Origin of the sequence: Actinopolymorpha sp. NPDC004070 (assembly GCF_040610475.1) — a bacterium.
Taxonomy (GTDB): Bacteria; Actinomycetota; Actinomycetes; order Propionibacteriales; family Actinopolymorphaceae; genus Actinopolymorpha.
Genome location: NZ_JBEXMJ010000007.1, coordinates 176520 through 202356, shown reverse-complemented (window position 1 = coordinate 202356; position 25837 = coordinate 176520). Strand labels below are relative to the sequence as shown.

The window sequence follows — 25837 nt, the reverse complement described above, 5'->3', positions numbered from 1 at the left end:
TCGCGGGCGTCAGGCGTCGTAGTCGACCACGAGGCGGTCGCCGGTCGGATGGGCCTGGCAGGTGAGGACGTACCCGCGGGCCACCTCCTCCGGCTCGAGCGCGTAGCAGCGGTCCATCCGTACGCCGCCCTCGAGCACGCGGGCTCGGCAGGTGCCGCAGACTCCGCCCCGGCACGCGAACGGCGCGTCCCCGCGTACCCCCAGAACGCCCTCCAGCACCGGCGGTCCCGGCGTCGGCAGCCGGAACGACGACCGCCGGCCGTCCATCACCACCTCGACCTCGCAGCCGCCCGCCGGGCCGGGCTCCGCGGCCACCGGCTCGGCCGTGACCGGTGCGCCGACGTGGAACAGCTCGGTGTGCACCCGGGCGCGAGGTACGCCGCGCTCGCGCAGCAACGCGCGGATCTCCTCGACCATGGCCAGCGGGCCGCAGAGGTACCACTGCTCCACCGACTCCACCGGCAGCAGCGTGTCCAGGAAGCCGCCCAGCTTCGCCGCGTCCAGCCGCCCGCCCAGCAGGGCGATCTCGGGCAGCTCGCGGGACAGCACGTGCACCAGGTGGAACCGGTCGGGATAGCGGTCCTTGAGGTCGGCGAGCTCCTCCACGAACATCACCGAGGAGCTGGTCCGGTTGCCGTACAGCAGCGTCACCCTGCTGGCCGGCTCGCCCGCCAGCACGCTGGCCACCATGGACAGGATCGGCGTGATGCCGCTGCCCGCGGCCACGAACGCCAGGTGCCGGGCCGCCGCCGGATCGGGTACGACCGTGAACCTGCCGGTCGGCGTCATCACGCCCACCTCGTCGCCTGCCGCCAGGTCGGTCAGCGCGTACGACGAGAAGCCGCCGCCGGCCACCCGCTTCACCCCGATCCGGAGGTGGGCCGGCGGCCGCTGACTCCACGGCGAGCAGATCGAGTAGCTGCGGCGCAGGTCGTCGCCCGCGCGCGGTGTGGAGACGTTCAGGTGCTGGCCCGGCACGAACCGGTAGTCCTCGGCGAGCTCGGGCGGCACCTCGAACGTCACCGCGACCGCGTCGTCGGTCAGCGGGTCCACCCGGGCCACCCGCAGCTGGTGGACGACGGCGTGCCGCCGGACGCCTCCGCGCCGGGTCCGCGGCTCGGCCGGGTCCCTCGCGGGGTCCGTGGGTGGGGCGCTCACAGCGTCTTCACGTGTTCGAAGGGTTCCCGGCAGGACGCGCAGGTACGCAACGCCGTGCACGCGGTGGGCCCGAACCGGCTGAGCTCGCGGGTGTCCGCCGAACCGCAGCGCGGGCAGCGCACCGTGAGCGTCAGGTCGACCGGGGCGGAACCGCGCCCGCCGCCCGGACCCGCCGGGGACGGCGGTGCCATACCGGCCGTGGCGAGCTTGGCGCGCCCCCCTTCGGTGATCCAGTCGGTGGTCCAGGCCGGCGCCAGCACCCGGCGTACGCGGACCTCACCGGCGCCGGCCGCATGCAAGGCGGCCTTGACATCGGCCTCGATCGCTTCCAGGGCGGGGCATCCGGCGTACGTCGGGGTGAGTTCCACCTCCACCACACCGTCCTGCCCGACCCTCACCGCGCGCAGGATGCCGAGGTCGGCGATGGTCAGCACCGGCAGCTCGGGGTCGGCGACGGCGGCGGCCGCGGCGCGGGCGGTCTGCGGGTCGAGCACTCGGGTCGCCATCACCACGTCGCCCCCGGATGCGAACGCACCAGGTGCTGCATCTCCGCCAGGAGATAGCCCATCGCCTCGGTGTGCACGCCGGCCCGTCCGCCGGTGGCCGGTGCGACCGCGGGGTCCGGCACGGACAGGGTCGCGCGCGTCAGCACGTCACGTACGTACGTCTCCCACTCCGTCCGCAGCGCGGGGCGGTCGACCGCGACACCGTCCGCCACCAGGGCGCGTTCGAGGTCGTCGGTCTCGAACAGCTCGTCGACGTGCGGCCACAAACTGTCAATCCCGGCTTGCATCCGGTGGTGGCTCTCCGGCGTCCCGTCACCGAGCCGCAACACCCACTGGGTGGCGTGGTCGCGGTGGTAGGCGACCTCCTTGACCGCCTTGCCCGCGATCGCGGCCAGCGTGGGATCGGTGGACGCGGACAGCCCGCGGTACAACGGCAGTTGGTACGCCGAGAACACCAGCAGCCGGGCCATCGCCTCACCGAAGTCGGCGTCGGCCCGCTCCACCAGCGTGACGTTGCAGAAGCCGCGCTCGTCCCGGGAGTAGGCCAGGTCGTCCTCGTCGCGGCCGAGCCCCTCCCGCTCCCCCGCGTAGGTCAGCAGCATCCGCGCCTGGCCCAGCAGGTCCAGCCCGAGGTTGGCCAGCGCGACGTCCTCCTCCAACTGCGGCGCGTTGGTGATCCAGCCGCCGAGGCGCTGGGCGAGGATCAGCGCGTCGTCGCCCAGCCGGGTGGCGTACACGGCGACCGGCGGGTCCACCACCGCGCCGGCCGGGCCGGGAGCACCGGGCGTCTTCCCGTGCGCCTTCCCCTGTGCCGTCACAGGTGCGGCGCCCCTTCCGGCACGTCGTAGAACGTCGGATGGCGGTAGGCCTTGTCCGCTGCCGGGTCGAAGAACGCGTCCTTCTCGTCCGGGCTGCTGGCGCTGATCGCGGCCGCCGGGACGACCCAGATCGACACGCCTTCCTGCCTACGGGTGTAGAGGTCGCGGGCGTTGCGCAGCGCCATCACCGCGTCGGGTGCGTGCAGGCTGCCGGCGTGCACGTGGGACAGCCCGCGCCGCGCCCGGACGAACACCTCCCACAGCGGCCAGTCGGCCCGGCCGTGCTCACTCGCGCCGTGCTCACTGGCGCCGTGCTCGCTCATGCCGCCGGCCCGCCGTTCGTCTCGTTCGTACGCCCGGCGTGCTTGCCGGCGTACGCGCTCGCCGCCTCGCGTACCCACGCACCGTCCTCGTGCGCCCGGCGCCGATGCGCCATCCGCTGAGCGTTGCAGGGACCGGCGCCCTTGATGACCCGGAGGAGTTCGGCGTAGTCGGGCTGGGTGAAGTCGTGATGCCCGCGCTCGGCGTTCCACCGCAGGTCCGGGTCGGGAATCCGCACGCCGAGCACCTCCGCCTGCGGGACCGTCATGTCGACGAACCGCTGCCGTAACTCGTCGTTGGAGAACCGCTTGATCCCCCAGGCCGCCGACTGCGTGCCGTGGGTGGACTCCGCGTCCGGCGGACCGAACATCGCCAGGCTGGGATACCACCACCGGTCCACCGCGTCCTGCGCCATCGCCCGCTGCCGCTCGGTCCCCCCGGTCAGCGCCAGCAGCAGGTCGAAGCCCTGCCGCTGGTGGAAGGACTCCTCCTTGCAGATGCGCACCATCGCCCGCGCGTAGGGGCCGTAGGAGCAGCGGCACAACGGCACCTGGTTGGTGATGGCCGCGCCGTCCACGAGCCAGCCGATGGCGCCGACGTCGGCCCAGGTGAGGGTGGGGTAGTTGAAGATCGAGGAGTACTTCTGCCGTCCGGTGTGCAACTGGTCGAGCAGGTCGGCGCGGTCGACGCCGAGCGTCTCGGCGGCGGCGTAGAGGTACAACCCGTGACCGGCCTCGTCCTGGACCTTGGCCATCAGGATCGCCTTACGGCGCAGGCTCGGCGCGCGGGAGATCCAGTTGGCCTCCGGCTGCATGCCGATGATCTCCGAGTGCGCGTGCTGGGCGATCTGCCGGACGAGGGTACGGCGGTAGCCGTCGGGCATCTCGTCGCGTGGCTCGATGCGCTCGTCGGCGGCCAGCAGCGCCTCGAACGCGGGCGCGCCGTCGGGCCGCTCCGTCGCGTCGACACCCGTGGTGGCATCGGTCCGGACCCTGGCGACCATGCGGTCAGCGTACCGCCGGATGTGACGGGTTCCCACAGATTCGGCGGGAAGGTGTCATATCGAGGCTCCCGGTACAGGCTGCTCGGCGGGCCGATCACGGGCACCGGGCCGGTCCGGGCGGAATGCCTGCACCGGCGTGCGGATTATGGTGGTGTCGAGGTGTCCGGCAGCCGGGCCGGGCCCGTCACGAGGGGCGCCGAGGGGGTGGGCCGGTGACCGAGTCGCCCGCGGACCGCGTTCCGCCGCCCGCCGAGCTCCTGACCGCGTTCGTCAACACCTACGACGTCGACCTCGCCGAACCCGAGCGGCTGCCCGACCCGGCGGCACTCACCGCCTGGTTGCGTTCCCAGGCCCTGCTCGCCGCGGAAGGCGCCCCGCCCCCGGCCTCCCCGGCTGCCACGGCCTCGACGGCCGCGACGGCCTCCCCGGTCGCAGCCACGGACGACGACCTCGCCCTGGCCCGCGTGCTCCGCGCGGGGCTGCGGCAGGCGATGCGCCAGCACCACGACGGCGACCTCACCGCCGTCGTACCCGAGCTCGACCGGGCCGCCGCCCGCCTCCCCCTGCGGGTCACCTTCACCGGCACCGCACCGGCACTCGTCCCCGCCGGCCGGGGCGTCCCCGCCGCCCTGGCCGCGCTGGTCGCCGCGGTCGCCACCGCCCAGGCCGAGGGCAGCTGGCAGCGGCTGAAGCTGTGCGCAGCACCGGACTGCGAGTGGGCCTTCCTGGACTCCTCCAAGAACCGCTCCCGCCACTGGTGCTCGATGGGGTCCTGCGGCAACCGGCAGAAGACCCGGGCCTACCGCGCCCGCCAGAAGGCGGCTGACAGGATGGACGGATGAGCCAGCAGCCCAGCGCCGACACCAGTGTCCGTATCGCGTGGGCCGCCGACGCCCCCGAGGTCGCCCGGGTCCAGGTGGCGGCCTGGCGGCAGGCGTACGCCGATCTTCTCCCGGCCGAGGTCCTCGACCAGCTCGACGAGGAGGCCTTCGCCGAGCAGTGGCGGCGGTCCCTGGCGTCGCCGCCGGACGCCCGGAACCGGCTGCTGGTCGCGCTCGACCACCAGCAGGTGGTCGGGTTCGCCGCCACCGGGCCGGCCGAGGACCCCGACGCCGACCCGATCGCCGACGGGACGATCACGGCGTTCCACGTCGATCCCGCCCAGACCCGGCACGGCCACGGGTCCCGGCTGCTGCAGGCCTGCGTCGACACCCTGGTCGCGGACAACTTCCGCCGGGCGCTGATCTGGCTGCAGTCCACCGACGACGTGCTGCGGACGTTCCTCACCGAGGCCGGCTGGGGTCCCGACGGCGCCCACCGCGAGCTCGACCTGTACGGCGACGGGAGTGTCCGCGCCAAGCAGGTCCGCCTGCACACCGCCCTGGTCGACGACTGACGATGCCCCCGTCCCGATCCGCATCGGCGGTCCCGGAGACCCGGCGCGCCGTCGTCCGCGACGCGGCCGCCATCGGCATCGCCACCGGTGCGTACGGCATCTCCTTCGGCGCCCTCGGGGTGGCCGGTGGCCTGTCCGTCTGGCAGACCTGCGCCCTGTCCCTGCTCGCGTTCACCGGGGCGTCGCAGTTCGCGTTCGTCGGGATCGTCGGCGCCGGCGGAGCAGGTCTGTCGGCCGTGCTGGCGGCGTTGCTGCTCGGCACCCGGAACACGTTCTACGGCCTGCGGCTGACCGAGCTGCTCCGGCTGCGCGGACTCCGCCGGCTGGCCGGAGCGCACTTCGTCATCGACGAAACGACCGCGATGGCGGTCGGGCGGCGCTCGCCGGAGCTCGGCCGGGCCGGCTTCTGGTACACCGCGCTGATCCTGTTCACGCTGTGGAACGCCGGGACGCTGCTCGGCGCGGTGGCCGGGGCCTCGCTCGGTGACCCGCGCACCTACGGGCTGGACGCCGCCGCTCCGGCCGCGTTCGTCGCCCTGCTGTGGCCGCAGCTGACCACCGCGCGGACGCGGGCGGTCGCGGCGGCCGGTGCGCTGGTCGCCGTGGCGCTGGTGCCACTGGTGCCCGCGGGGGTTCCGGTCCTCGCCGCGGGTGCGGTGGCGGTCGCCTTCGGGCTGCGGTCCGCGTCGCCCACGCCGGCCGGCCCGGGCCGCTCCGACGCCCCGGCCGAGCCGGAGTCCTCGCCGGAGTCCTGGCCGGAGCGACTGGCTGGCGAGGAGGGCCGGTGACACTCTGGGTCGCGGTCGCGGCCACCGCGCTCGGCTGCTACCTGCTCAAGCTGGCCGGGGTGTCGGTGCCCCGCCGGATGCTCGACCAACCGGCCGTACGACGGTCCGCGGCCCTGCTCCCGGTCGCTCTGCTGGCCGCGCTGGTCGGTGTGCAGACCCTGAGCTCGGGCACCCGGCTGGTCGTGGACGCCCGGCTGGCCGGGGTCGCGGTCGCCGTGGTCGCGCTGTTGCTGCGGGCGCCGTTCATCGTGGTGGTGGCGCTCGCGGCACTCACCGCGGCGCTGGTGCGGCTGGTGTTCTGACCGGGTTCGCGCCGCCGGGTGCCGCCCACTGACCAGGCGCGGACAACCGTCTCGCGCACCGAGACCAGCGAGCGAACGTACGAGCCGGCCGGCGCGCACCCGCCTAGCGTCGAAAGCGGACCAAGACGAACGAATCACCGCGACGGACGGACTCTCATGGCTTCGGGCTATCAGGTACTCACCGACGAACAGGCGCAGGCGTTCCTCGAACAGGGCTTCGTGGTCATCCACGACTGCTTCACCCCCGAGGCCGCGGCGGAGTACACCGACCAGGTGTGGACCCGGCTCGGGTACGACCCGGACGACCAGTCCACCTGGGAACAGTCCTCGATCCACATGCCGACGCACCGCCGGATCGACGTACGCGAGTTCGCCCCCAAGGCCTGGCAGGCCGCCTGCGACCTGCTGGGTGGCGAGGACCGGGTGGCCAAGCCGTACTCCTGGGGCGACGGCTTCATCGTCAACCTGTGGGAGGGCGAGGACCGGCCCTGGACGCCCGCCTCGGCCGCGGCTCCCGGCTGGCACAAGGACGGCGACTTCTTCCGGCACTTCCTCGACTCACCCGAGCAGGGCCTGCTGACGCTGGTGTTGTGGTCGGACGTACGTCACCGGGGCGGTGCGACGTTCGTGGCCGCGGACTCGGTGGGACCGGTGGCGCGCTACCTCGCCGAGCGGCCGGGCGGTGTGCTGCCCACGGAGTTCGACACCCCGAGCCTGGTCGGGCAGTGCCAGAACTTCGTGGAGGCCACCGGACGGGTCGGCGACGTGTTCCTGCTCCACCCGTACGTCCTGCACGCGAAGGCGCAGAACCTGCTGCGCGTGCCCCGGCTGATCACCAACCCGCCAGTGCACCTGGCCGAGCCGATGCGCTTCGACCGCGAGGACCCCGCCGACTTCTCCCTGGTGGAGCGGGCGGTGCTGCGCGGCCTGGGCGTGGATCGGTACGAGTTCACCCCCACCGCGCCGCGGGAGGCCGTCGTCCCCGAGCGGGTGCGCCGGCAGGAGCGGATGAAGGCCGAGGAGGAACGCCGGCTCAGCGCGCGCCGGTGACGCGTGTGCCGCGGCGACGCTTGTGACGCCGTGACACCCGGGGGGACGGCTCAGTCCAGGTCGAGATAGTGCTCCAGCCCGACCGTGAGGCCGGGCCGCTCCCCCACCGTCCGGGCACCGAGCACCACGCCCGGCATGAACGACGTCCGGGCCATCGAGTCGTGCCGCAGCGTCAGCGTCTCGTCCTCGCCGCCGAAGAGCACCTCCTGGTGCGCGACCAGGCCGGACAGCCGGACGCTGTGCACAGGTATGTCGGCCACCCTGGCCCCGCGCGCCCCGTCCACCTCCTGGGTGGTGGCGTCCGGCACCTCGCCCAGGCCGGCCTCGCGCCGGGCGGCGCCGATCAGCTCCGCGGTCCGTGAGGCCGTGCCGGACGGCGCGTCCGCCTTGCGCGGGTGGTGCAGCTCGATCACCTCCACGGAGGGGAAGAACCGCGCGGCCTGCTCGGCGAACCGCATCATCAGCACCGCACCCACGGAGAAGTTGGGAGCGATCAGTACGCCGACCTTGGGCGCGTCGGCCAGCCAGCCGCGCACCTGGTCCAGCCGCTCCGGTGTGAAGCCGGTGGTGCCGACCACGGCGTGGATGCCGTTCCCCACACAGAACCGCAGGTTGTCCAGCACCGCGTCGGGGTGGGTGAAGTCGATCACCACCTCCGCGCCGGCGGTGCGCAGGTCGGTCAGCTCGTCGTCGACGTCCAGCCCGGCCACCAGGTCGAGCCCGTCGGCGGCCTCGACCGCACGGCAGGCCTCCGCGCCCATCCGGCCACGGGCTCCGAGTACGGCAACCTTCACCACGTACGACTCCTCCCCTTCGCCGCCGGCGGCGAACCACCGGCGGCATCCACGGCACTCAGCGAACCGCGCCCGCGAACCGGTCGGCGTCCTCGAACGGACCGACCACGGCCAGCGTCGGCGCCGCCTCCAGCAGTTCCTTCGCGATGTGCCGAACGTCGTCCAGCGTCACCGCGTCGATCCGGCGCAGGATCTCGTCCACGCTGAGCAGCTCGCCGTACACCAGGTCGGCCTTGGCCAGCCGGCCCATCCGGGAGCCGGTGTCCTCAAGACCCAGCACCAGCGAGCCCCGCAACTGTCCCTTGCCCCGCTCGAGTTCCTCGTCGGTCAGCCCCGAGGAGACGACCTTCGCCAGCTCGTCGCGGCAGATGTCGAGCACCTCGTCGATCTTGCTCGGCAGGCATCCGGCGTAGATGCCGACCATGCCGGAGTCGGCGTAGTGGGACGCGAACGAGTAGACGCCGTAGGCCAGCCCGCGCTTCTCGCGTACCTCCTGGAACAGCCGGCTGGACATGCCGCCGCCGAACGCCGCGTTGAGGACGCCCAGCACGAACCGCCGGTGGTCCGAGCGCGGCACGCCCGGAACGCCCAGCACGAGATTGGCCTGTTCGGTGGGCCGGTGAGCCAGCCGGACCGAGCCCCGGGCAGCCGCGGCTGCCGCGGACGCTGCGGCCATCGCCCTGGCCGGGTTGCCCGACCGTGGCGGCGTCGGCTCGCTGACCTGGCCGTTGAGCCGGCCGGCGCGTTCGAACGCCTGCGTCACCAGGCGCACCACGGCACGGTGCTCGACGTTGCCGGCGACCGCCACCACCAGGGACTCCGGGCGGTAGCGGCGACGGTAGTAGCCGTGCACCTGGCGCCGGGTCAGCGCCTCGATCGACTCCGTGGTACCGAGGATCGGCCGGCCGAGCGGCGAGTCACCCCACAACTCCTCGGCGAACAGGTCGTGCACCGCGTCGGAGGGGTCGTCGTCGTGCATGGCGATCTCCTCCAGGATCACGCCACGCTCGCTGTCCACGTCGGCCGCGGTGACCAGGGACGAGGTCACCATGTCGCAGATGACGTCCACCGCCAGCGGCAGGTCGGCGTCCAGCACCCGCGCGTAGTAGCAGGTGTACTCCTTGGTGGTGAACGCGTTCATCTCACCACCGACGGTGTCCAGGGCGGAGGAGATCTCCATCGCGTCCCGGCGCCGGGTTCCCTTGAACAGCAGGTGTTCGAGGTAGTGGCTGGCGCCGGCGAGCGCCGGGGTCTCGTCGCGCGAGCCGACGCTCGCCCAGATCCCGAAGCTCACCGAACGAACCTGCGGCATGGCCTCGGTGATGATCCGCAGCCCACCCGGCAGGACCGTGCGCCGCACGACCCCGCCGTCGCCCTCCTTCAGGAGGGTCCGAGTCGAGCCCGACGGCTGGCTCCCCGCAGCCAGCCGTGCCAGTCGTGGGCTCACTTGTCGGCGGACTTCTCGGCGTCCTCGACCACCGGCACCAGGGACAGCTTGCCCCGGTCGTCGATCTCCCCGATCTCCACCTGGAGCTTGTCGCCGACCTTCACGACGTCCTCGACGTTCTCGACCCGCTTGCCGCCGGACAGTGCCCGCAGCTTGGAGATGTGCAGCAGGCCGTCCTTGCCGGGAACCAGCGAGATGAACGCACCGAAGTTGGTGGTCTTCACCACCGTGCCGAGGTAGCGCTCGCCGACCTCGGGCATCGTCGGCGTGGCGATCCCGGCGATGACCGCGCGAGCGGCCTCCGCGGAGGGACCGTCGGCGGCACCGATGAAGATGGTCCCGTCGTCCTCGATGGCGATGTCGGCGCCGGTGTCGTCCTGGATCTGGTTGATGACCTTGCCCTTCGGCCCGATCACCTCGCCGATCTTGTCGACCGGGATCTTCATGGTGATGATCCGCGGGGCGTACGGCGACATGTCGCCGGGCGCTCCGATGGTCTTCTCCATCAGGGTGAGGATCGTGAACCGCGCCTCGCGCGCCTGCTGCAGGGCGGACGCGAGCACCGACGCGGGGATACCGGTCAGCTTGGTGTCCAGCTGCAGGGCGGTGACGAACTCACGGGTGCCGGCGACCTTGAAGTCCATGTCGCCGAACGCGTCCTCGGCGCCGAGGATGTCGGTCAGCGTGACGAACTGCGTCTGGCCGTCCACCTCGTCGCTGATCAGGCCCATCGCGATGCCGGCCACCTGCGCGCGCAGCGGGACACCGGCGCTGAGCAGCGCCAGCGACGACGCACACACCGAGCCCATCGAGGTCGAGCCGTTGGAGCCGAGCGCCTCCGACACCTGGCGGATGGCGTACGGGAAGTCCTCGCGGCTGGGCAGCACCGGGTTGATCGCCCGCTCGGCGAGCGCGCCGTGCCCGATCTCGCGCCGCTTCGGGGAGCCGACGCGGCCGGTCTCGCCGGTGGAGTACGGCGGCATGTTGTAGTTGTGCATGTAGCGCTTGGTCGTGTCCTCGGCGAGGGTCAGACCGATGCGCCGCTCCAGCGACAGCATGTTGAGCGTGGTGACGCCGAGGATCTGCGTCTCGCCGCGCTCGAACAGCGCCGAGCCGTGCACGCGGGGGACGACACCGATCTCCGCCGACAGCGGACGGATGTCGGCGAGGCCGCGGCCGTCGATGCGGACCTTGTCGCGGAGCACCCGCTCGCGCACCAGGGTCTTGGTCAGCGACCGGAACGCCGCGCTGATCTCCTTCTCGCGGCCCTCGAAGTCGGCGCCGATCCGCTCCAGCGCGAGTCTCTTCACCTCGTCCAGGCGGGACTCGCGGGTGGCCTTGTCGGCGATGGTGAGGGCCTCGGCCAGCTCACCGCGCACCGCGCTGGACAGCGCCTCGAGCACGTCGTCCTCGTAGTCGCGGAAGACGGGGAACTCGGCGGTCGGCTTGGCGGCCTTCGCGGCGAGCTCGTTCTGCGCCTGGCACATGGTGCGGATGAAGCCCTTGGCGGCCTCCAGCCCCTCGGCGACGACCTCCTCGGTCGGCGCCTGGACGCCGCCCTGGACGAGGTCCCAGGTCTGGTCGGTGGACTCCGCCTCGACCATCATGATCGCCACGTCACCGTCGTCGAGCGCGCGGCCGGCGACCACCATGTCGAACACGGCGTTCTCCAGCTCGGAGCGCCGCGGGAAGGCGACCCACTGGCCGTCGATCAGCGCGACGCGGACGCCGCCGATCGGGCCCGTGAAGGGCAGGCCGGCGATCTGCGTCGACGAGGCCGCGGCGTTGATCGCGAGCACGTCGTACAGCACGTCGGGGTTGAGCGACAGAACGGTGACGACGACCTGGACCTCGTTGCGCAGGCCCTTGACGAACGACGGGCGCAGCGGGCGGTCGATCAGCCGGCAGGTGAGGATCGCGTCCTCGCTGGGCCGGCCCTCGCGGCGGAACACCGAGCCGGGGATCTTGCCGGCGGCGTACGCCCGCTCCTCGACGTCGACCGTCAGCGGGAAGAAGTCGAACTGTTCCTTCGGGTGCTTGCCGGCCGTCGTGGTCGACAGCACCATGGTGTCCTCGTCGAGATAGGCGACGACGGACCCGTTTGCCTGGCGGGCCAGGCGTCCGGTCTCGAACCGGACCGTTCGGGTGCCGAAGCGGCCGTTGTCGATGACGGCTTCGGCGGTGTGAATTCCGGGACCCTCCACGGGGCTCCCTCCTCATGACATCGGGGAGCGATCTGCCGCGGGGTGCGTGGGGTACAGGATGTGCCGGTCTTCGATCGAGGCTCTCGGGTACGTCTCGGGGTGATCGCGTCGTTGGTGATCTCGCCCGGAGGACTCCCGGAAGCCACTACCGAGGACCGGCGGCCTGGCTACCGCCTCGCGCGGGGACCGCTCCGGTCCTTGTTGTGTACCGGGAGCGGCGCCACGAAGGCGACCGCTCCCGGAGCTTTTCCAGCTATCGGCGCAGGCCGAGCCGCTCGATCAGCGAGCGGTAGCGCTGGATGTCTTCCTTCATGACGTAGTTGAGCAGCCGGCGGCGCTGACCCACGAGGAGTAGCAGGCCGCGACGGCTGTGGTGGTCGTGCTTGTGGGCCTTCTGGTGCTCGGTCAGATGAGTGATCCGATGCGTGAGCAGCGCCACCTGGACCTCGGGCGAACCGGTGTCGCCCTCTTTGGTCGCGTACTCGGAGATGATCTGCTTCTTGGTCGCAGCGTCTAGCGACACGAGGCTCCTTTCGGGATCCGTTGCGCGGCGCGCCAGGGCGGGTTCACCTGGGCACTCTTTGTCCGCGGCCGGCGTACGGCAGTGGTCAGGTTACCAGCCCACGGGTGGCCGGCCGGTCAGCCGGGGCGGCGGAAGCCCTGGCCGGGGCACCCGCCCGTCGGCGTGGCCGGCTCCCGGCCTCACCCAGGACCTTTCCTAGACGGGCCGGTCAGCCTGGTCCGCGGCGAGGAGGCGGCGTACGCGCTCCACGTCGGCACGAATCTGGGTGACCAGGGCGTCCACGGAGTCGTAGGTCTCCTGCCCGCGCACCCGGTCGACGAACTCCACCGCGACCGGCCGGCCGTACAGGTCCAGATCGTCCCGATCCAGGACATACGACTCGACCCGGCGCGGCTCGTTGCCGAACTGCGGGTTGGTCCCCACCGAGATCGCCGCGGGGAAGACCTGCGGGCCGGGGGCGTCCACGTCGGCGACCCGCAGCCACCCGGCGTACACGCCGTCGGCGGGCAGCGCCAGGGCGGTCGACGACGGCACGTTGGCGGTGGGAAACCCCAGCTCGCGACCCCGGTGGGCGCCCTCGACGACCACGCCGTCCACCCGGAACGTGTGCCCGAGCAGGGCCCGGGCGCCGGCCACGTCGCCGGCGGCGAGCCGGTCCCGGACCGCGGTGGAGGACACGGCGTCGACGGGTACGTCGGCGGTCGCCGCGTCTCCGGGCGCGGGGTCGGGAGCCGGGTCGGCGGTCGAGGGGACCTTCGCCGCCCGGGCCAGGCCCTCGACGGTGAACCCGAGTTCGGCGCCCAGCGTGCGGAGCAGGTCGACGTTGCCGGCCGCCTTGTGCCCGAAGCGGAAGTCGTCGCCGACCACCACCGCCACCGGACGCAGCGCGCGCACGAGTTCGCGGACGAACTCCTCGGCGGGCTCGCGGGAACGTTCCTTGTCGAACGGCACGACGACCACACCGTCCATGCCGTACGCCTCGAACAACTCCAGCCGCCGCTCCACGGTCGCCAGCAGCGGCGGCACCGCCTCCGGGCGGACCACGGAGGCCGGGTGCGGGTCGAACGTCACCACGACGGAGCGGGCGCCGTGCTCGCGGGCCAGCTCACGGGTACGGGCGAGAACCCGCTGGTGACCGCGGTGCACGCCGTCGAAGACGCCGATCGTGACGACCGTCGGCCCGAACCGCGGGTCCACCCCGGTCAGGTCTGTCCAGCGCTGCATCGTGTCCTCGTCGCCCTTCCGTCCTGGTACCTGCCAAGAAGCCCGCCTCAAAGGGTGCCAGACGGTCGCTTCCGGACCCTCGGTCCGGTCCCGGCATCGGGCAACCGGTTGTGTGACCGGCGGTCAGCTCGCGAACACCGCGACCGGCCGGGCGCCCTCCTCGACGTCCTCGTACAGCGCGAGGAACGCGCCGTCCGGGCCGAAGACACCCACCGGCTGACCGTCCCCGCCGACCCGCACGCCGGGCAGCTTCTGCCCGAACGAGACCAGCCGCGCCGTGTGCTCGTCCACGTCGAACCTGGCGAACGTCCGCGCCGCCACGTCGGCGATCGGCACCACCTCGAAGGCACCCTCGAGCTGCTCGATCGTTCGGGCCTGCTCCAGCCCGTAGGGTCCGACGCGGGTACGCCGCAGAGCCGTCAGGTGGCCGCCCACGCCCAGCCCCGCACCCAGGTCACGGGCCAGCGCCCGGACGTAGGTCCCGCTGGAACACTCGACCACCACGTCGACGTCCACGATCTCCCCCGCCGGCCGGACGTCGGTCACCTCGAACCTGCGGACCACCACCTGGCGCGGCGCCAGCTCGACGTCCTCGCCCTTGTGCGCCTTGCGGTAGGCGCGTTCGCCGCCCACCTTCACCGCCGACACCGAGGACGGCACCTGGGAGATCTCGCCGGTCAGCGCGGCGACCCCCGCCCGGATGTCCTCGGGGCGTACCCCCCGGGCGGACGTCTGGGCGAGCACCTCCCCCTCGGCGTCGTCGGTCCGGGTGGTCACCCCGAGCCGGATCGTCGCGTCGTAGGCCTTCTCGGTGAGGGTGAGGTAGCCGAGCAGCCGGGTGGCGCGTTCGATGCCGAGGACGAGTACGCCGGTCGCCATCGGGTCGAGGGTGCCGGCGTGGCCCACCCGCCGGGTGTGCGCCAGCCGGCGGACCTTGCCCACGACGTCGTGGGAGGTCCAGCCGGAGGGCTTGTCCACGACGACGATGCCGCTTCGGGTCACGTCGGGCCGCGCCGCGCCGGGTGGAGTCGCGTCGGGTGGGGTCACGTCAGCTCCTGCCGTGACCGCCAGGGCCGGACCGGTCGTCCGCGAAGCCGGCCGCCTCGTCAGTGGTGTCGGTGCTGTCGGTGCCGTCCTCGTCGTCGAGATCGTCGTCGGTGCGGGGCACGCGGTACGGGTCGGCCTCGCCAGCCGGGCTCGCCTGGGCGGCCCGGCGGGCCACCTCGGCGTCGGAGTCACGGGCGCGGCGCAGCAGGTCCTCGATGTGCTTGGCGTTCTCGGGTACGGCGTCGGCGACGAAGGCGAGGCTCGGCGTGTGCCGAAGCCCGAGCCGGCGGCCGACCTCGGAGCGGATCAGGCCCTTCGCGCTCTCCAGCGCCACGGCGGTGCCGGCGTGGTCCTGGTCGCCGCCGAGCACGGTGTAGAACACGGTGGCTTCGCGCAGGTCACCGGTCAGGCGGGCCTCGGTGACCGTCACGAAGCCGAGCCTGGGGTCCTTCACCCGGCGCTCCAGCATCTCCGCGACGATCACCTGGATCCGGTCCGCGAGCTGGTTCACCCGTGTCTGGTTCATCGCCATCCTCTCCTCGGCCGACGCGGTCCGGCCGGGGTCGTCCCCACCGGTCCGGGTTCGCGTGCTTCGCGCCGCTCACTGTCCCACTGGTCCTGCTCGGTCCTGCTGGTCGCACTGGTCCTGCTGGTCCTACTCGTCCTCCTCGGAGAACAGCTGCCGGCGTACCTGCAACAACTCCACCTCCGGGCGCTCGGCGATCAGCCGCTCCACCGCGTCCAGGACGTCGCGGCAGTGCGCACTCTCACCACTCACCACGGCAACACCGATCTCCGCCCGACGGTAGAGGTCATGGTGCCCTGTCTCGGCGACGGACACGGCATGGCGGCGCGCGATCTCCGCCACGATCGGCCGGAGCACCGAACGCTTGTCCTTCAGCGACCGCACGTCGCCGAGGCGCAGGTCGGCGCAGAGCGTTCCGGTGAACATCGGCTCGCGTCCTCCGGCGGGTACGACATCGACGGCTGCTACCGGTCCGGGCCTGCCGGCGTCACCGCCATCGGGCCCGCAGCACACAGCCAACCACTCCCGCGCCGACCCCGTGGCGACCGGGTCGCCCGGACCGAGACGAAGCCCCGAAGCTCCCCGGCGAGGGTCCGCACAGGCGTGCTGTTCGGTCCTCTCCGGAAGCGCTCCGGGGCTTCGTCCAACGGTCGGTCCCGACCGGCCGGCCGACCTGGGTTCACGAGGTCGGCCGACAGGTGGCCGGGGTCAGCCGCGCGGCTTCTCCCGCATCTCGTACGTCTCGACCACGTCACCGACCCGCACGTCGTTGTAGTTGTGCAGGGTGAGGCCGCACTCGTAACCCTCGCGGACCTCGGTGGCGTCGTCCTTGAACCGGCGCAGGGACGCGATGTCGCTGCTTTCCACGACGACAGCGCCGTCGCGGAGCAGCCGCGCCTTGGAGTTGCGGCGGATGGTCCCGCTGGTGACCAGACAGCCGGCGATGGTGCCGAACTTGCTGGAACGGAACACGTCCCGCACCTCCGCGGTGCCGAGTCGCGCCTCTTCGTACTCCGGCTTCAGCATGCCCTTCAGGGCCGCCTCCACCTCGTCGATGGCCTGGTAGATCACCGAGTAGAACCGGATCTCCACGCCTTCGCGATCGGCCAACCGCTCCACCGACCGGCCCTGGGCCCGGACGTTGAAGCCGATGATGATCGCGTTGTCGATCGTCGCGAGGTTGACGTCGTTCTCGGTGACCGCACCCACACCGCGGTGCAGGATGCGAAGGTCGACCTCGTCGCCCACGTCGATCTTGGCGAGCGCGTCCTCCAGGGCCTCCACGGACCCGGACACGTCGCCCTTGATGACGAGGTTGAGCGACTGGCGCTCCTCGAGCAGCTTCGACAGGTCGTCGAGGCTGACCCTCTTGGTGCGCTGTGCGAACGACGCGTTGCGCTCGCGCGCCTCGCGCTTCTCCGCGATCTGCCGGGCCATCCGGTCGTCGGCGACCACCATGAAGGTGTCACCGGCGCGGGGGACGGCCGACAGGCCGAGTACGAGCACCGGCCGCGCGGGCGGAGCCTCGTCCACCGACTGGCCGTTCTCGTCGAGCATCGCGCGCACCCGGCCGTATGCCGGACCCGCGATGATCGAGTCGCCGACCCGCAGCGTGCCGCGCTGCACCAGCACGGTCACCACCGGACCGCGGCCCTTGTCCAGGTGCGCCTCGATCGCGAGACCCTGCGCGTCCTGGTTGGGGTTGGCCCGCAGGTCCAGCGAGGCGTCCGCGGTGAGCACGATCGCCTCGAGCAGCCCGTCGAGGTTGGTCCGGGCCCGTGCGGAGATGTCGACGAACATCGTGTCGCCGCCGTACTCCTCGGGGACCAGGCCGTACTCGGTGAGCTGGCCGCGGACCTTCGCCGGGTCGGCGTCGGGCACGTCGATCTTGTTGACCGCCACCACGATCGGCAGGTTGGCCGCCTTGGCGTGGTTGAGCGCCTCGACGGTCTGCGGCATCACGCCGTCGTCGGCCGCCACCACGAGCACCGCGATGTCGGTCGACTGCGCACCACGGGCACGCATGGCGGTGAACGCCTCGTGGCCCGGGGTGTCGATGAACGTGATCTTGCGATCCTGTCCGTCCACCTCGGTGGCGACCTGGTAGGCACCGATGTGCTGGGTGATGCCGCCCGCCTCGCCGGCTACGACGTCGGCGTTGCGGATCGCGTCCAGCAGCTTGGTCTTTCCGTGGTCGACGTGACCCATCACCGAAACGACCGGCGGCCGGGCGATGATCTCGGCGTCCTCGCCCTCGTCCTCACCGAACTCGATGGAGAACGACTCCAGCAGCTCGCGGTCCTCGTCCTCGGGCGAGACCACCTGGATGTCGTACTCGAGCTCGGCACCCAGCAGCTGCAGCGTCTCGTCGCTGACCGACTGCGTGGCGGTTACCATCTCGCCCAGGTGGAACATCACCTGGACCAGCGACGCCGCGTCCGCACCGATCCGCTCGGCGAAGTCGGTCAGGCTGGCGCCTCGCGGCAACCGGACCGTCTGGCCGCCACCGCGGGGAACACGCACACCGCCGACGGACGGCGCCTGCATGTTGTCGAGCTCCTGGCGCTTCTGCCGCTTCGACTTGCGGCCACGGCGCACCGGTCCACCCGGACGCCCGAAGGCACCGGCTGTACCGCCACGACCGCGCGCGCCACCGGGACGGCCGCCGAAGCCGCCGCGCGGAGGAGCGCCGGCGGGAGCACCGCCACCGCCACCACCGGGACGACCGCCACCGCCGCCAGGACGGCCACCGCCGCCGCCGGGACCGCCACGACCGGGCGCGCCGGTACGGCCACCGGGACCACCGGTACGGCCACCGGGACCACCGGTGCGGCCACCGGGACCACCGGGACCACCGCTGCGGCCACCGGGACCACCCGAACGGGCGGCCGGACGCGACGGCATCATGCCGGGGTTCGGACGGGGGCCACCCGGACGGTCGCCGGAGCTTTCCGGCCGGGTCGGCATCATCGCGGGGTTGGGTCGCGGAGCGCCGGGGACGCCGCCGCCCTGCTGGCCGGAGCCGCCACCGTCACGGCGGGGACCACCCGGACCACCCTGACTGCCACGATCCCGCGGTCCGCGCATGCCCTGGGTGGAGGTGAAGGGGTTGTTGCCCGGACGCGGAGCCCCACCCTGACGAGGGCCGGACGGGCGCTGCCGGGAGTCGCCGCCCTGACCACCACGGCCACCGGGGGCGCCGGGACCACCCGGGCCACCCGGACCGGGCTGGCGCGTGGGGCGCTGACCGGGAGGTGCCGGACGGGCGCCGGACGCGGCCGGACGCTCGGGACGGTCGGTGCGTTCGGGACGGTCGGTGCGTTCCGGACGGTCGAAGCGCTCCTGGCGTTCGGGACGCTCGCGACGGTCGGAAGGACGGCCGCCGTCCGGCCGCGGCCCCGGACGGGGACCCTGCGGCTGGGGGGTGGGCCGTTGCGGCGCCTGCGGCGCCGGGGCGCTCGGCTGGGCCGTGGCCGCCGGGCGCTCGGTCACCTCCGGTGCAGCCTCGCGAACCACCTCGACGGGCTCGGGGGAAGGCTTGGCCGGAGCCGGTCGCGGCGGCGCGGGCTTCGCGCCGGGGACCGGAGTCGGTTTGGGTGTCGTCGGGGCCGAAGCGCCCGATGCGGCCTGCGCCGGCGACGCCGGTGCGGCCTGCTTGCTCGCGGACTTGCGCGCCGATCCCCGTCCGCCGGCCTTGCCACCGGATTCGGTCGCGAAGGACTCCTTGAGCTTGCGAACGACGGGTGCCTCGACGGTTGACGAAGCGGAGCGAACGAATTCACCCAGCTCCTGAAGCCTGGCCATGACGGCCTTGCTTTCGATGCCGAACTCCTTGGCGAGTTCGTAGACCCGGACCTTTGCCACTGCTCTCCTTTGCCGGCCCGGGCCCCTTGTGGGTCCAGGCCGCTAGTAACCAGGCGTGCTCATTGCTCGGTTCTCATCGAGTGCTCATGAGCCGCTCGACCCACTTTCTTTGCCTGGGCGGCGCCCCTGGTCGCGCTGGGCGTCGCCGGTGTTCGGTGCGTTGCTGGCCAGATCGGCGGCATCCGCCTGGCCGGTGTCGACTGGATCCTGCTGCTCGACGTGACGTCGGAGCGGGCCGACGTCGATCGGGGCCCGCGCACGCAGGGCGCGCGCGAACGCTCTTCGGCGTTCGGCGAGTCCGAGGCATTCTCTCGTGGGATGCAGATGCGCCCCACGACCCGGCGCGTGGCCGGAGACGTCCGCGACCAACCGCATGGCGGTCTCGTCACGTGCGAGGACGACCCGGAGCAGGTCAGACTTTGCCGTACGTTGCCGACACCCCACACACGTGCGCACCACGTGCGGACGCGTGTTTGGTTCCAGACCCGTACGACCCACCTCGTGAGAGTGTACCCAGACCGCCGGGCTCGGCGGGCGCTGGATCTCTTCATCCGGATCGGAGGTGGGTCCGATTCCGGCCGGATCAGCCGGATTCGCCTGGTCAGGGCGGGTCGGACCGGTCTCGGACCGGTGTGGTGCCGTCGGTCCGGTGCCGGTCCCCGATGCCGGCCGGTGTTCCGTACAAGTCTACCTACTGCTGGTCACCCTGCCGGGCGGCCTGCTGGTCACCGGCCGCGCCCGCCTCGGCCGGGTTCGCGGGCTCGGTGGAGTCGCCGCCCGCGGCAGTGCCCGGCGCCGGCTCGGCCTCGGCGGTGTCGGAACGGATGTCGATCCGCCACCCGGTCAGCCTGGCGGCGAGCCGGGCGTTCTGGCCCTCGCGTCCGATGGCGAGGCTGAGCTGGTAGTCGGGTACGACCACGCGAGCCGACCGGGCGGCGGCGTCGACGACCTCGACGCTGCGCACCCGCGCCGGCGACAGGGCCTGCTTGACGTACTCCGCCGGATCCTCCGACCAGTCGACGATGTCGATCTTCTCGCCGTGCAGCTCGTTCATGACGTTGCGTACGCGCGAACCCACGGGGCCGATGCACGCGCCCTTGGCGTTGACCGACGGGTTACGCGAGTGCACCGCGACCTTCGTGCGGTGCCCGGCCTCGCGGGCGATCCCGCTGATCTCGACGGTGCCGTCGGCGATCTCGGGGACCTCCAGCGCGAACAGCTTCCGGACGAGGTTGGGGTGGGTGCGCGACAGGGTGATCTGCGGGCCGCGGAAGCCCTTGCGGACCGCGACCACGAAGCACTTGATCCGGTCGCCGTGGTTGTACCGCTCGCCCGGCACCTGCTCCTGCGGCGGAAGAACGCCCTCCACCCGGCCGAGGTTGACGTACACCAGCCGGGGGTCCTTCCCCTGCTGGATCACGCCGGAGAGGATGTCGCCCTCCCTGCCGACGAACTCGCCGAACATGTGGTCTTCCTCGGCATCGCGCAGCCGCTGCAGGATGACCTGTTTCGCCGTTGTCGTGGCGATCCGGCCGAAGCCGGTCGGGGTGTCGTCCCACTCCCGCGCCGGCTTGCCCTCTTCGTCGAGCTCGGAGGCGTAGACCGTCACGTGCCCGCTCTTGCGGTCGAGTTCGACCCGGGCGCGCTGCTGAGCTCCCTCGGTCCGCTGGTAGGCGATCAGCAGGGCCTGCTCGATCGCCTCGCAGACGGCCTCCAGAGGGACGTCCTTCTCGCGCTCCAGAGCGCGCAGGACCGCCATGTCGATGTCCATGGGCCTATCCCTCCTTGTCCGTGCCGTTCGTGCCGTCTGTGGTGTGTGCGCCGTCTGAGTCGTCCGCGTCGTGATCGTCGTACGTGTCGTCGTCCGGCTCGTCGCCGGAGTCGGTGTCGTCGGAGTCGGTGTCGTCGGCCGGTGGCATCTTGGCGAACTCGACCTGCACCCGTGCCTTGGCCACCCGGGCGAAGTCGACCCGGTGGGTCGTCCCGTCGACGTCCAGCTCGGCGCTCTGCTCGCCGGCGTCGGTGACCCGTCCGAGCAGCTGGCTGCCGTCGGCGTGCACCACCTTGACCAGCCGGCCGACGTTGCGGCGCCAGTGGCGGGGTTCGGTGAGCGGGCGGTCGACGCCCCGCGAGGTCACCTCGAGGGTGTAGGAGCCGGCGCCCATCACGTCTCCGGCGTCGAGCAGCTTCGCGACGGTGCGGGAGATCTCGGCCAGCTGGTCGAGGGTGACGCCGCCGTCGGCGTCCACCACGATGCGCAGGACGGTACGGCGGCCGGCCGGCGTGAGGTCGACGGACTCCAGATCGAGTCCGGACTGGGCGAGCACCGGCGCGAGGAGGTCGGCCACCTGGTCACGAGCAGCAGGGCCGCTTGCCACGGGAGCCTCCCTCTCTAGTTGTGCGGACGGTGCGGACGCGACGCCGACCGGGGGCCGGATGCCGCGGTGAGCGGCGCCGTCGCGACCACCTGGGTGCCGGCCCGGCCGCCCCGCTGACTGACGCGAAGCCGGTACGAACTGGTGCGAAACCGAGGGCCGGCCAGGGTGGCTCGTGGTCACCGCGACCCGGCCTCGGCGTGGTCAGCGTACCCGTCCCCGGAATTGCCCTTCAAACGGCGCCACGCCGTGTCCGGGTGCGGTTCGATCTTCGTCCCGGCGGGCACCTGCGAGCCAGGAATTCCCCAGGACCCAGAAGCGGGACGTAACGTGCCGAGGCCCGAAATCGCTCGGGTAACGTCACGGTCGTGAACGCGCCCACCAACGCTCCGTTCCCGGCGTCCCCGGCGTCCCCGGCGTCCGACGAGGTGCCGCCGACCCGGCGTGGAGTGCTGCGGACGACCCTGGGAGCCGGCCTGCTCGGCCTGACCGGCAGCTTCCTCTCGGCCTGCACCTCCGGCCCCGGAGCGACCAAAGGTGGCCGGCGCGGCTCGGCGGCCACGCCGACGCCCGACCCGGACCTTCCGGTGCTCACCTCGGCGCTGACCGAGGAGCGGGCACTGCTGGCCGCCTACGCCGCGACCATGGCCGGGAATCCTGACCTGCGCGGGAAGCTGTCGGCGTACGTCCGGCGCCACGAGCAGCACCTCGCGGCGCTCACCGCGCTGACCCGGCGAGCCGGTGGGTCGACGGCCAGTCCCTCCCCCACGCCCGGCCGGACCGCGAGCCCGGGGCCGAGCTCCACGGTCGTTCCCGACGCGGGCGCGGATACGGTTGCCGACCTGCTCGGGCTGGAGAAGGCCGCCACCGCCGCGCGCCGGACCAACGTCCGGGTCGTACGCGATCCCGAACACGCCCGGATCCTGGCCTCGATCGGCGCCTGCGAGTCCACGCACGTGCTGACGCTGGGCACGGAGACGTCCTAGATGTTCGATATTCGAAGCCGCCACGGGGGAGGCTGACCGATGAGTGACCGCGAGGTCGCCGGCCTGCAGGAGGCGCTGGCCGGTGTGCACGCCGCGATCTGGGGTTACCAGGTGCTGACACCCCAACTGCGCTCGGACGACCGGAGCCGGGGCGAGAGCTCGATCGAGTTGTACCGCGAGCTGCGGGAACGCCTGCGCGCACTGCTCCGCTCGCGTCACGAGACCCCGGTCGCGGCGGACGCGGGCTACCGGCTGCCGTTCCAGGTGACCGGTGGCAGCAGTGCGCGGCGGCTCGCGGCGTACCTCGAGGACGGATGTGCCGGGGTGTTCGCCGACCTGGTGGCCGCGGCGACGAGTTCGAGCGTGCGCACTCTGGGCACCGACCTGCTGGTGGACTGCGCCCGACGGCGCCTGGACTGGGGCGCGGACCCGGTGGCCTTCCCCGGCGTCGCCCACCCGCCCGGCGCGGCGCCCTCACCGTCCGGGTCCCACCACGTCTCCGGTGCCCGGAGCGCCCGCTGAGCGCACGGTCGCCCGGTGCTCAGCCGAGGTGGTGGCGAACCAGCGCGTAGAACGTGTGCGCGTCGACGAACTCCACCGCGGCATCCGGTGCCTGTGCGTGCACCGTGTCCACCACGTCGCGGTGCCACGACGGGCTTTCCAGGATGGTGCGCACGCTGAGGAACCGAGGCCCCGCGGGCGGCCCGGCCAGGTCGCCGCCGAGCGCGTCCTCCAGCGTCCGGGCGGCGGTCGACGGGTCGGCGCGCGGAAGGTCGGGCCCCATCCGGACGAACGGGGTGGTGCCGACCAGCCCCATGGGTTCGATCTTCTGCGCGGCGAACCCGCCGGGTGAGAAGTCCGCGTACGCCGCCCTGGTCTCGGCGTCCATGCCCGGCGCGTAGCCGTCGATGACGAACCCGGTGACGGTGAGATCCCAGCGGGCGTAGCGGGGCCGGCAGTGCCGCCTCCACGCCTCGACCCCCGACGGCAGGCCGGAGAACTCACGTGGCTCGGCCAGCATGCCGGGGTTGAGGTAGCCGGCGCCGCTGTCGCCGGCCACGAAGGTGTCTGCCGAGGTCGCCGTCCGCCGGGCGAGGTCCAGCGCCACCGGCATCCGCTCGGCGAGGTTGGGGTTGAACGCCCAGTTGAGCGGGACCTCGCCGCGGGCGGCGTCGTCCCAGACGTAGGGCATGACCTGGTACAGCCAGGCCGCGGAGTCGTAGTCGCCGACGTAGAACATCACGTAGCGGCGCGGGACGACCGCGCCCGAGGCGTCGACGAAGCCGCGGGCGCGCAGGTCGGCGGTGGTCGGGCGAGGACGTTGCGGGTACGCCGCCCGCAGCGGCGCGTGCCGGAACACCGAGGCGTTGGCCATCGCGTCGAGGTTCTCCGCGTCGGCGTCGAGGTAGGCGTTGTACGCCGACGCGACGTGCACGAACCTCCATTCCGTCGCCACCGGGTCGTGGTGCCCACCTGCCGGGTCGACCGTCGTGTACTTGTAGCCCCACGGGACGAACCCGTGCACCGGGACCATCGCGCCCCGGGCCCGCTCGTAGGCGACCCGGAGGATCTCCTCCAGGGTGGCCTGGTCGGTGCCGACGGGCTGGTCCGGGTCGTCGACCGGAGTCTCGTCGTCCCAGGGCAGCAGGTCGAAGAAGAACCCGCGCCGGCTGACCAGGTAATCGTGGTTGGTGAGCAGCGCCTGCTGCAGCTTGCCCAGGGGGCGGCGTAGCCAGTAGCCGTCGAGGTAGTAGCCGAGGTCCGGTGCGGACCGTCCCGTGCGGAGGTAGTGCTCGATCGCCCAGACGTAGGCGTCGCACTTGGCGCTGCCCGTCGACCTGCGCCGGGTGCCGGAGATCTCCCCACGACCGGTGAACAACGGGCTCCCGTCGTCGCGCACCAGTCGTACGACGGCCGGCAACCGCCCGTCGGACGCGGTGTTCTCGGCGGTGTTCCGGCTTCCGGGACCGCCGACGTAGCGGGTGTGCAGCGAGTCCGGCGAGGGGTCGTACCGAACGGCCACCAGGTCACGGGCACCGGCCACCGTCGACGCGACGTTGGAGGTGGCCGGGACGTTCGGGTCCCACACCACGGCGCCCCGGAGTGCGCGGCGGAAGGTCCTGACCAGCTCCTCGAGGCTGTCGAGGTGGCGAAGCGGGCGGCCGGCGAGCAGCCCGCCGTCCCGGCGCAGCACGGCGAGCCAGTAGTCGTCGATGTCGATGCTGCCGAGCTCGCTGTGGTCGACGAAGTGAACGTAGAGCCGGGGAAAGTCGCGGTTGACGATGCCCTGCAGGGTGGAGACGAAATGGAGTTCGTCGTGGGCCCGGGCCGCCTGTGCCGGGTCGGCCAGGTCGAGGGCGTACAGGTGCGTCAGGTCGTAGTGGAAGATCGGCTCGGTGGCCGCTTCGGCAGGCGCCGGCCGCGCGGCCGCCAGCGCCGACGCACCGGCGGCGAGGCCGCCCAGTCCTCCGATGAAACCGCGGCGGTCGAGCTCGGGCATGGGTCCTCCCCCGTACGACGGTCGTCGGCGCCGCCCGGCGTCTCGCTGAGCACAGGCTCACGACGTCGGCATGGCACGTGCCGACCGCCATCGCATCGCTGTCCGGCAGGGAGGTTCAATCGCAGCGACCGGAAACGGCTGACCGGATCGGCGCAGCGGCGGTGACCGAGCCCGATCGCCAGCCGTCGACGAGCGGGAGGACGTCGGCCAGTCGCTGGACCACCGCGTCAGGCTCGCCGTCGGTGTGCCCGCGCTGGGCCGCGGGGATCTCGCTGTGCGGCACGTGGACGGCTCGCATCCCCACCGAGCACGCACCGTGGATGTCGTCGAAGAGCCGGTCACCGACGAACACGCAGTGCTCGGGGCGGTCGACGCCCACGGCGGCCATCGCCGCGCGGAACGCCTCCGGATGCGGCTTGGTGTGCGCGATCTCGCTGGTGTAGACGGCGCCGTCGATCAGGTCCAGCAGGCCGTCGCGGGCGAAGACCAGCTCGTGGTCGTCGCGCGGCCAGACGGTGTTGGACAACACACCGACCCGGATGCCCCGCTCCCGCAGCGCCCGGAACAGCGGCGCGGCGTCCGGGTCGGAGAGGGTGTGCGGCTCCCACCACGCTCGGTAGGCCTCGACCCCGCGCTGGTGTGCGGGTCCGGACGGCTCCAGCCCGGCCGCCCGCACGATCGCGTCGAACGCGGTCGCGCGCTGCTCCTCCCTGGCCCGCCGCCAGGCGTCGTCCTCGGCCGCCCGCAGCGCCGCCGACACCTCCTCGCCGTGGGCCGGGTCGTAGGCCCGGGCGTAGTGCCGCCACTGGTCGTGCAGGTCGACCGTGTGCCAGGGCGTGAGTGTGCCGCCCCAGTCGAAGATCACCGCACTCACTGTCGTCGCAGTCGTCGCCGTCGTCATGCCGGGATGGTGCCAGCCGGCACCGACAACCGGGTGTCTCCTTCTGGTGTCTCCCGCCGTGCTCGCCGATCGGAGGACGGACGACGGGTGCCGAGATCGGCGTC

The 25837-nt window shown here is 72.5% G+C and carries 26 protein-coding genes; 7 read left to right on the top strand and 19 right to left on the bottom strand.

Going from position 1 to position 25837, the window contains the following annotated elements; genetic code table 11:
• Positions 1–9 precede the first annotated feature (9 nt).
• From paaE to paaA, 5 genes are read right to left on the bottom strand one after another with little or no spacing between them, the layout of a single operon-like run.
• Positions 10–1158, bottom strand: coding sequence for a 1,2-phenylacetyl-CoA epoxidase subunit PaaE (gene paaE / locus ABZV93_RS15000; RefSeq protein WP_354935340.1), 1149 nt, complete (start codon positions 1156–1158; stop codon positions 10–12).
• Entirely contained in the window at positions 1155–1664 is a 510-nt protein-coding gene (gene paaD, locus ABZV93_RS14995) for a 1,2-phenylacetyl-CoA epoxidase subunit PaaD (RefSeq protein WP_354935337.1), read from the bottom strand. The genes paaE and paaD overlap by 4 nt, the downstream gene beginning before the upstream one ends.
• Positions 1664–2482 carry a 1,2-phenylacetyl-CoA epoxidase subunit PaaC gene (paaC, locus tag ABZV93_RS14990; protein WP_354935334.1) on the bottom strand — a complete coding sequence of 273 codons (819 nt, stop codon included), beginning with the start codon at positions 2480–2482 and terminating at the stop codon, positions 1664–1666. The genes paaD and paaC overlap by 1 nt, the downstream gene beginning before the upstream one ends.
• Complete coding sequence (gene paaB / locus ABZV93_RS14985) at positions 2479–2805, bottom strand: 1,2-phenylacetyl-CoA epoxidase subunit PaaB (RefSeq protein ID WP_354935331.1); 327 nt, start codon at positions 2803–2805, stop codon at positions 2479–2481. The genes paaC and paaB overlap by 4 nt, the downstream gene beginning before the upstream one ends.
• A complete protein-coding gene (gene paaA / locus ABZV93_RS14980) occupies positions 2802–3806 on the bottom strand; it encodes a 1,2-phenylacetyl-CoA epoxidase subunit PaaA (protein ID WP_354935328.1) in 1005 nt (334 codons plus the stop codon). Before paaA ends, paaB begins: the two co-directional genes overlap by 4 nt.
• A gap of 212 nt (positions 3807–4018) precedes the next feature.
• Between paaA and ABZV93_RS14975 the strand changes: the two genes are divergently transcribed.
• From ABZV93_RS14975 to ABZV93_RS14955, 5 genes are all read left to right on the top strand, one after another.
• A complete protein-coding gene (locus ABZV93_RS14975) occupies positions 4019–4648 on the top strand; it encodes a CGNR zinc finger domain-containing protein (RefSeq protein ID WP_354935325.1) in 630 nt (209 codons plus the stop codon).
• Positions 4645–5202, top strand: coding sequence for a GNAT family N-acetyltransferase (locus ABZV93_RS14970; protein ID WP_354935322.1), 558 nt, complete (start codon positions 4645–4647; stop codon positions 5200–5202). Before ABZV93_RS14975 ends, ABZV93_RS14970 begins: the two co-directional genes overlap by 4 nt.
• 2 nt (positions 5203–5204) lie before the next feature.
• Complete coding sequence (locus tag ABZV93_RS14965; RefSeq protein WP_354935319.1) at positions 5205–5990, top strand: AzlC family ABC transporter permease; 786 nt, start codon at positions 5205–5207, stop codon at positions 5988–5990.
• Positions 5987–6292 carry an AzlD domain-containing protein gene (locus ABZV93_RS14960; RefSeq protein ID WP_354935316.1) on the top strand — a complete coding sequence of 102 codons (306 nt, stop codon included), beginning with the start codon at positions 5987–5989 and terminating at the stop codon, positions 6290–6292. The genes ABZV93_RS14965 and ABZV93_RS14960 overlap by 4 nt, the downstream gene beginning before the upstream one ends.
• Positions 6293–6448: 156 nt before the next feature.
• Positions 6449–7342, top strand: coding sequence for a phytanoyl-CoA dioxygenase family protein (locus ABZV93_RS14955; protein WP_354935313.1), 894 nt, complete (start codon positions 6449–6451; stop codon positions 7340–7342).
• Between the two features lie 50 nt (positions 7343–7392).
• Here the strand turns inward: ABZV93_RS14955 and dapB are convergent, their stop codons facing one another.
• The 12 genes from dapB to rimP form a co-directional block, all read right to left on the bottom strand.
• Positions 7393–8139 carry a 4-hydroxy-tetrahydrodipicolinate reductase gene (gene dapB, locus ABZV93_RS14950; RefSeq protein WP_354935310.1) on the bottom strand — a complete coding sequence of 249 codons (747 nt, stop codon included), beginning with the start codon at positions 8137–8139 and terminating at the stop codon, positions 7393–7395.
• Positions 8140–8194: 55 nt separating this feature from the next.
• Complete coding sequence (locus ABZV93_RS14945; protein WP_354935307.1) at positions 8195–9496, bottom strand: pitrilysin family protein; 1302 nt, start codon at positions 9494–9496, stop codon at positions 8195–8197.
• Positions 9497–9579: 83 nt separating this feature from the next.
• The gene (locus tag ABZV93_RS14940) at positions 9580–11787 is read right to left on the bottom strand and encodes a polyribonucleotide nucleotidyltransferase (protein ID WP_354935304.1); all 2208 of its coding nucleotides are present in this window, start codon (positions 11785–11787) and stop codon (positions 9580–9582) included.
• A 253-nt stretch (positions 11788–12040) separates the two neighbouring features.
• Entirely contained in the window at positions 12041–12310 is a 270-nt protein-coding gene (gene rpsO / locus ABZV93_RS14935) for a 30S ribosomal protein S15 (protein WP_179787175.1), read from the bottom strand.
• A gap of 195 nt (positions 12311–12505) precedes the next feature.
• Entirely contained in the window at positions 12506–13534 is a 1029-nt protein-coding gene (locus ABZV93_RS14930) for a bifunctional riboflavin kinase/FAD synthetase (RefSeq protein ID WP_354935301.1), read from the bottom strand.
• A 123-nt stretch (positions 13535–13657) separates the two neighbouring features.
• Positions 13658–14581 carry a tRNA pseudouridine(55) synthase TruB gene (gene truB, locus ABZV93_RS14925; RefSeq protein ID WP_354935298.1) on the bottom strand — a complete coding sequence of 308 codons (924 nt, stop codon included), beginning with the start codon at positions 14579–14581 and terminating at the stop codon, positions 13658–13660.
• Between the two features lies 1 nt (position 14582).
• On the bottom strand, positions 14583–15113 hold the full coding sequence (rbfA, locus tag ABZV93_RS14920) for a 30S ribosome-binding factor RbfA (RefSeq protein WP_354935295.1): 531 nt from the start codon (positions 15111–15113) through the stop codon (positions 14583–14585).
• Positions 15114–15236: 123 nt separating this feature from the next.
• Complete coding sequence (locus tag ABZV93_RS14915) at positions 15237–15533, bottom strand: DUF503 domain-containing protein (protein ID WP_354935292.1); 297 nt, start codon at positions 15531–15533, stop codon at positions 15237–15239.
• Positions 15534–15815: 282 nt separating this feature from the next.
• Positions 15816–18971 (bottom strand): translation initiation factor IF-2, encoded by a 3156-nt coding sequence (infB, locus tag ABZV93_RS14910; protein WP_354935289.1) that lies wholly within the window; start codon positions 18969–18971, stop codon positions 15816–15818.
• A gap of 84 nt (positions 18972–19055) precedes the next feature.
• Complete coding sequence (locus tag ABZV93_RS14905; protein ID WP_354935286.1) at positions 19056–19415, bottom strand: YlxR family protein; 360 nt, start codon at positions 19413–19415, stop codon at positions 19056–19058.
• 247 nt (positions 19416–19662) lie between these two features.
• Positions 19663–20742, bottom strand: coding sequence for a transcription termination factor NusA (gene nusA / locus ABZV93_RS14900; protein ID WP_354935283.1), 1080 nt, complete (start codon positions 20740–20742; stop codon positions 19663–19665).
• A 4-nt stretch (positions 20743–20746) separates the two neighbouring features.
• On the bottom strand, positions 20747–21349 hold the full coding sequence (gene rimP / locus ABZV93_RS14895) for a ribosome maturation factor RimP (protein ID WP_354935280.1): 603 nt from the start codon (positions 21347–21349) through the stop codon (positions 20747–20749).
• Positions 21350–21714: 365 nt separating this feature from the next.
• Here rimP and ABZV93_RS14890 point away from each other — a divergent pair, with 365 nt between their 5' ends.
• The gene (locus tag ABZV93_RS14890; protein ID WP_354935277.1) at positions 21715–22332 is read left to right on the top strand and encodes a ferritin-like domain-containing protein; all 618 of its coding nucleotides are present in this window, start codon (positions 21715–21717) and stop codon (positions 22330–22332) included.
• Between the two features lie 39 nt (positions 22333–22371).
• Positions 22372–22854 (top strand): ferritin-like domain-containing protein, encoded by a 483-nt coding sequence (locus ABZV93_RS14885; RefSeq protein WP_354935274.1) that lies wholly within the window; start codon positions 22372–22374, stop codon positions 22852–22854.
• A 19-nt stretch (positions 22855–22873) separates the two neighbouring features.
• Here the strand turns inward: ABZV93_RS14885 and ABZV93_RS14880 are convergent, their stop codons facing one another.
• Both ABZV93_RS14880 and ABZV93_RS14875 read right to left on the bottom strand, forming a co-directional pair.
• Complete coding sequence (locus ABZV93_RS14880) at positions 22874–24832, bottom strand: hypothetical protein (RefSeq protein ID WP_354935272.1); 1959 nt, start codon at positions 24830–24832, stop codon at positions 22874–22876.
• A gap of 115 nt (positions 24833–24947) precedes the next feature.
• Positions 24948–25733, bottom strand: a complete 786-nt coding sequence (locus ABZV93_RS14875; protein ID WP_354935269.1) for an HAD family hydrolase — start codon at positions 25731–25733, stop codon at positions 24948–24950.
• Between the last annotated feature and the right edge of the window lie 104 nt (positions 25734–25837).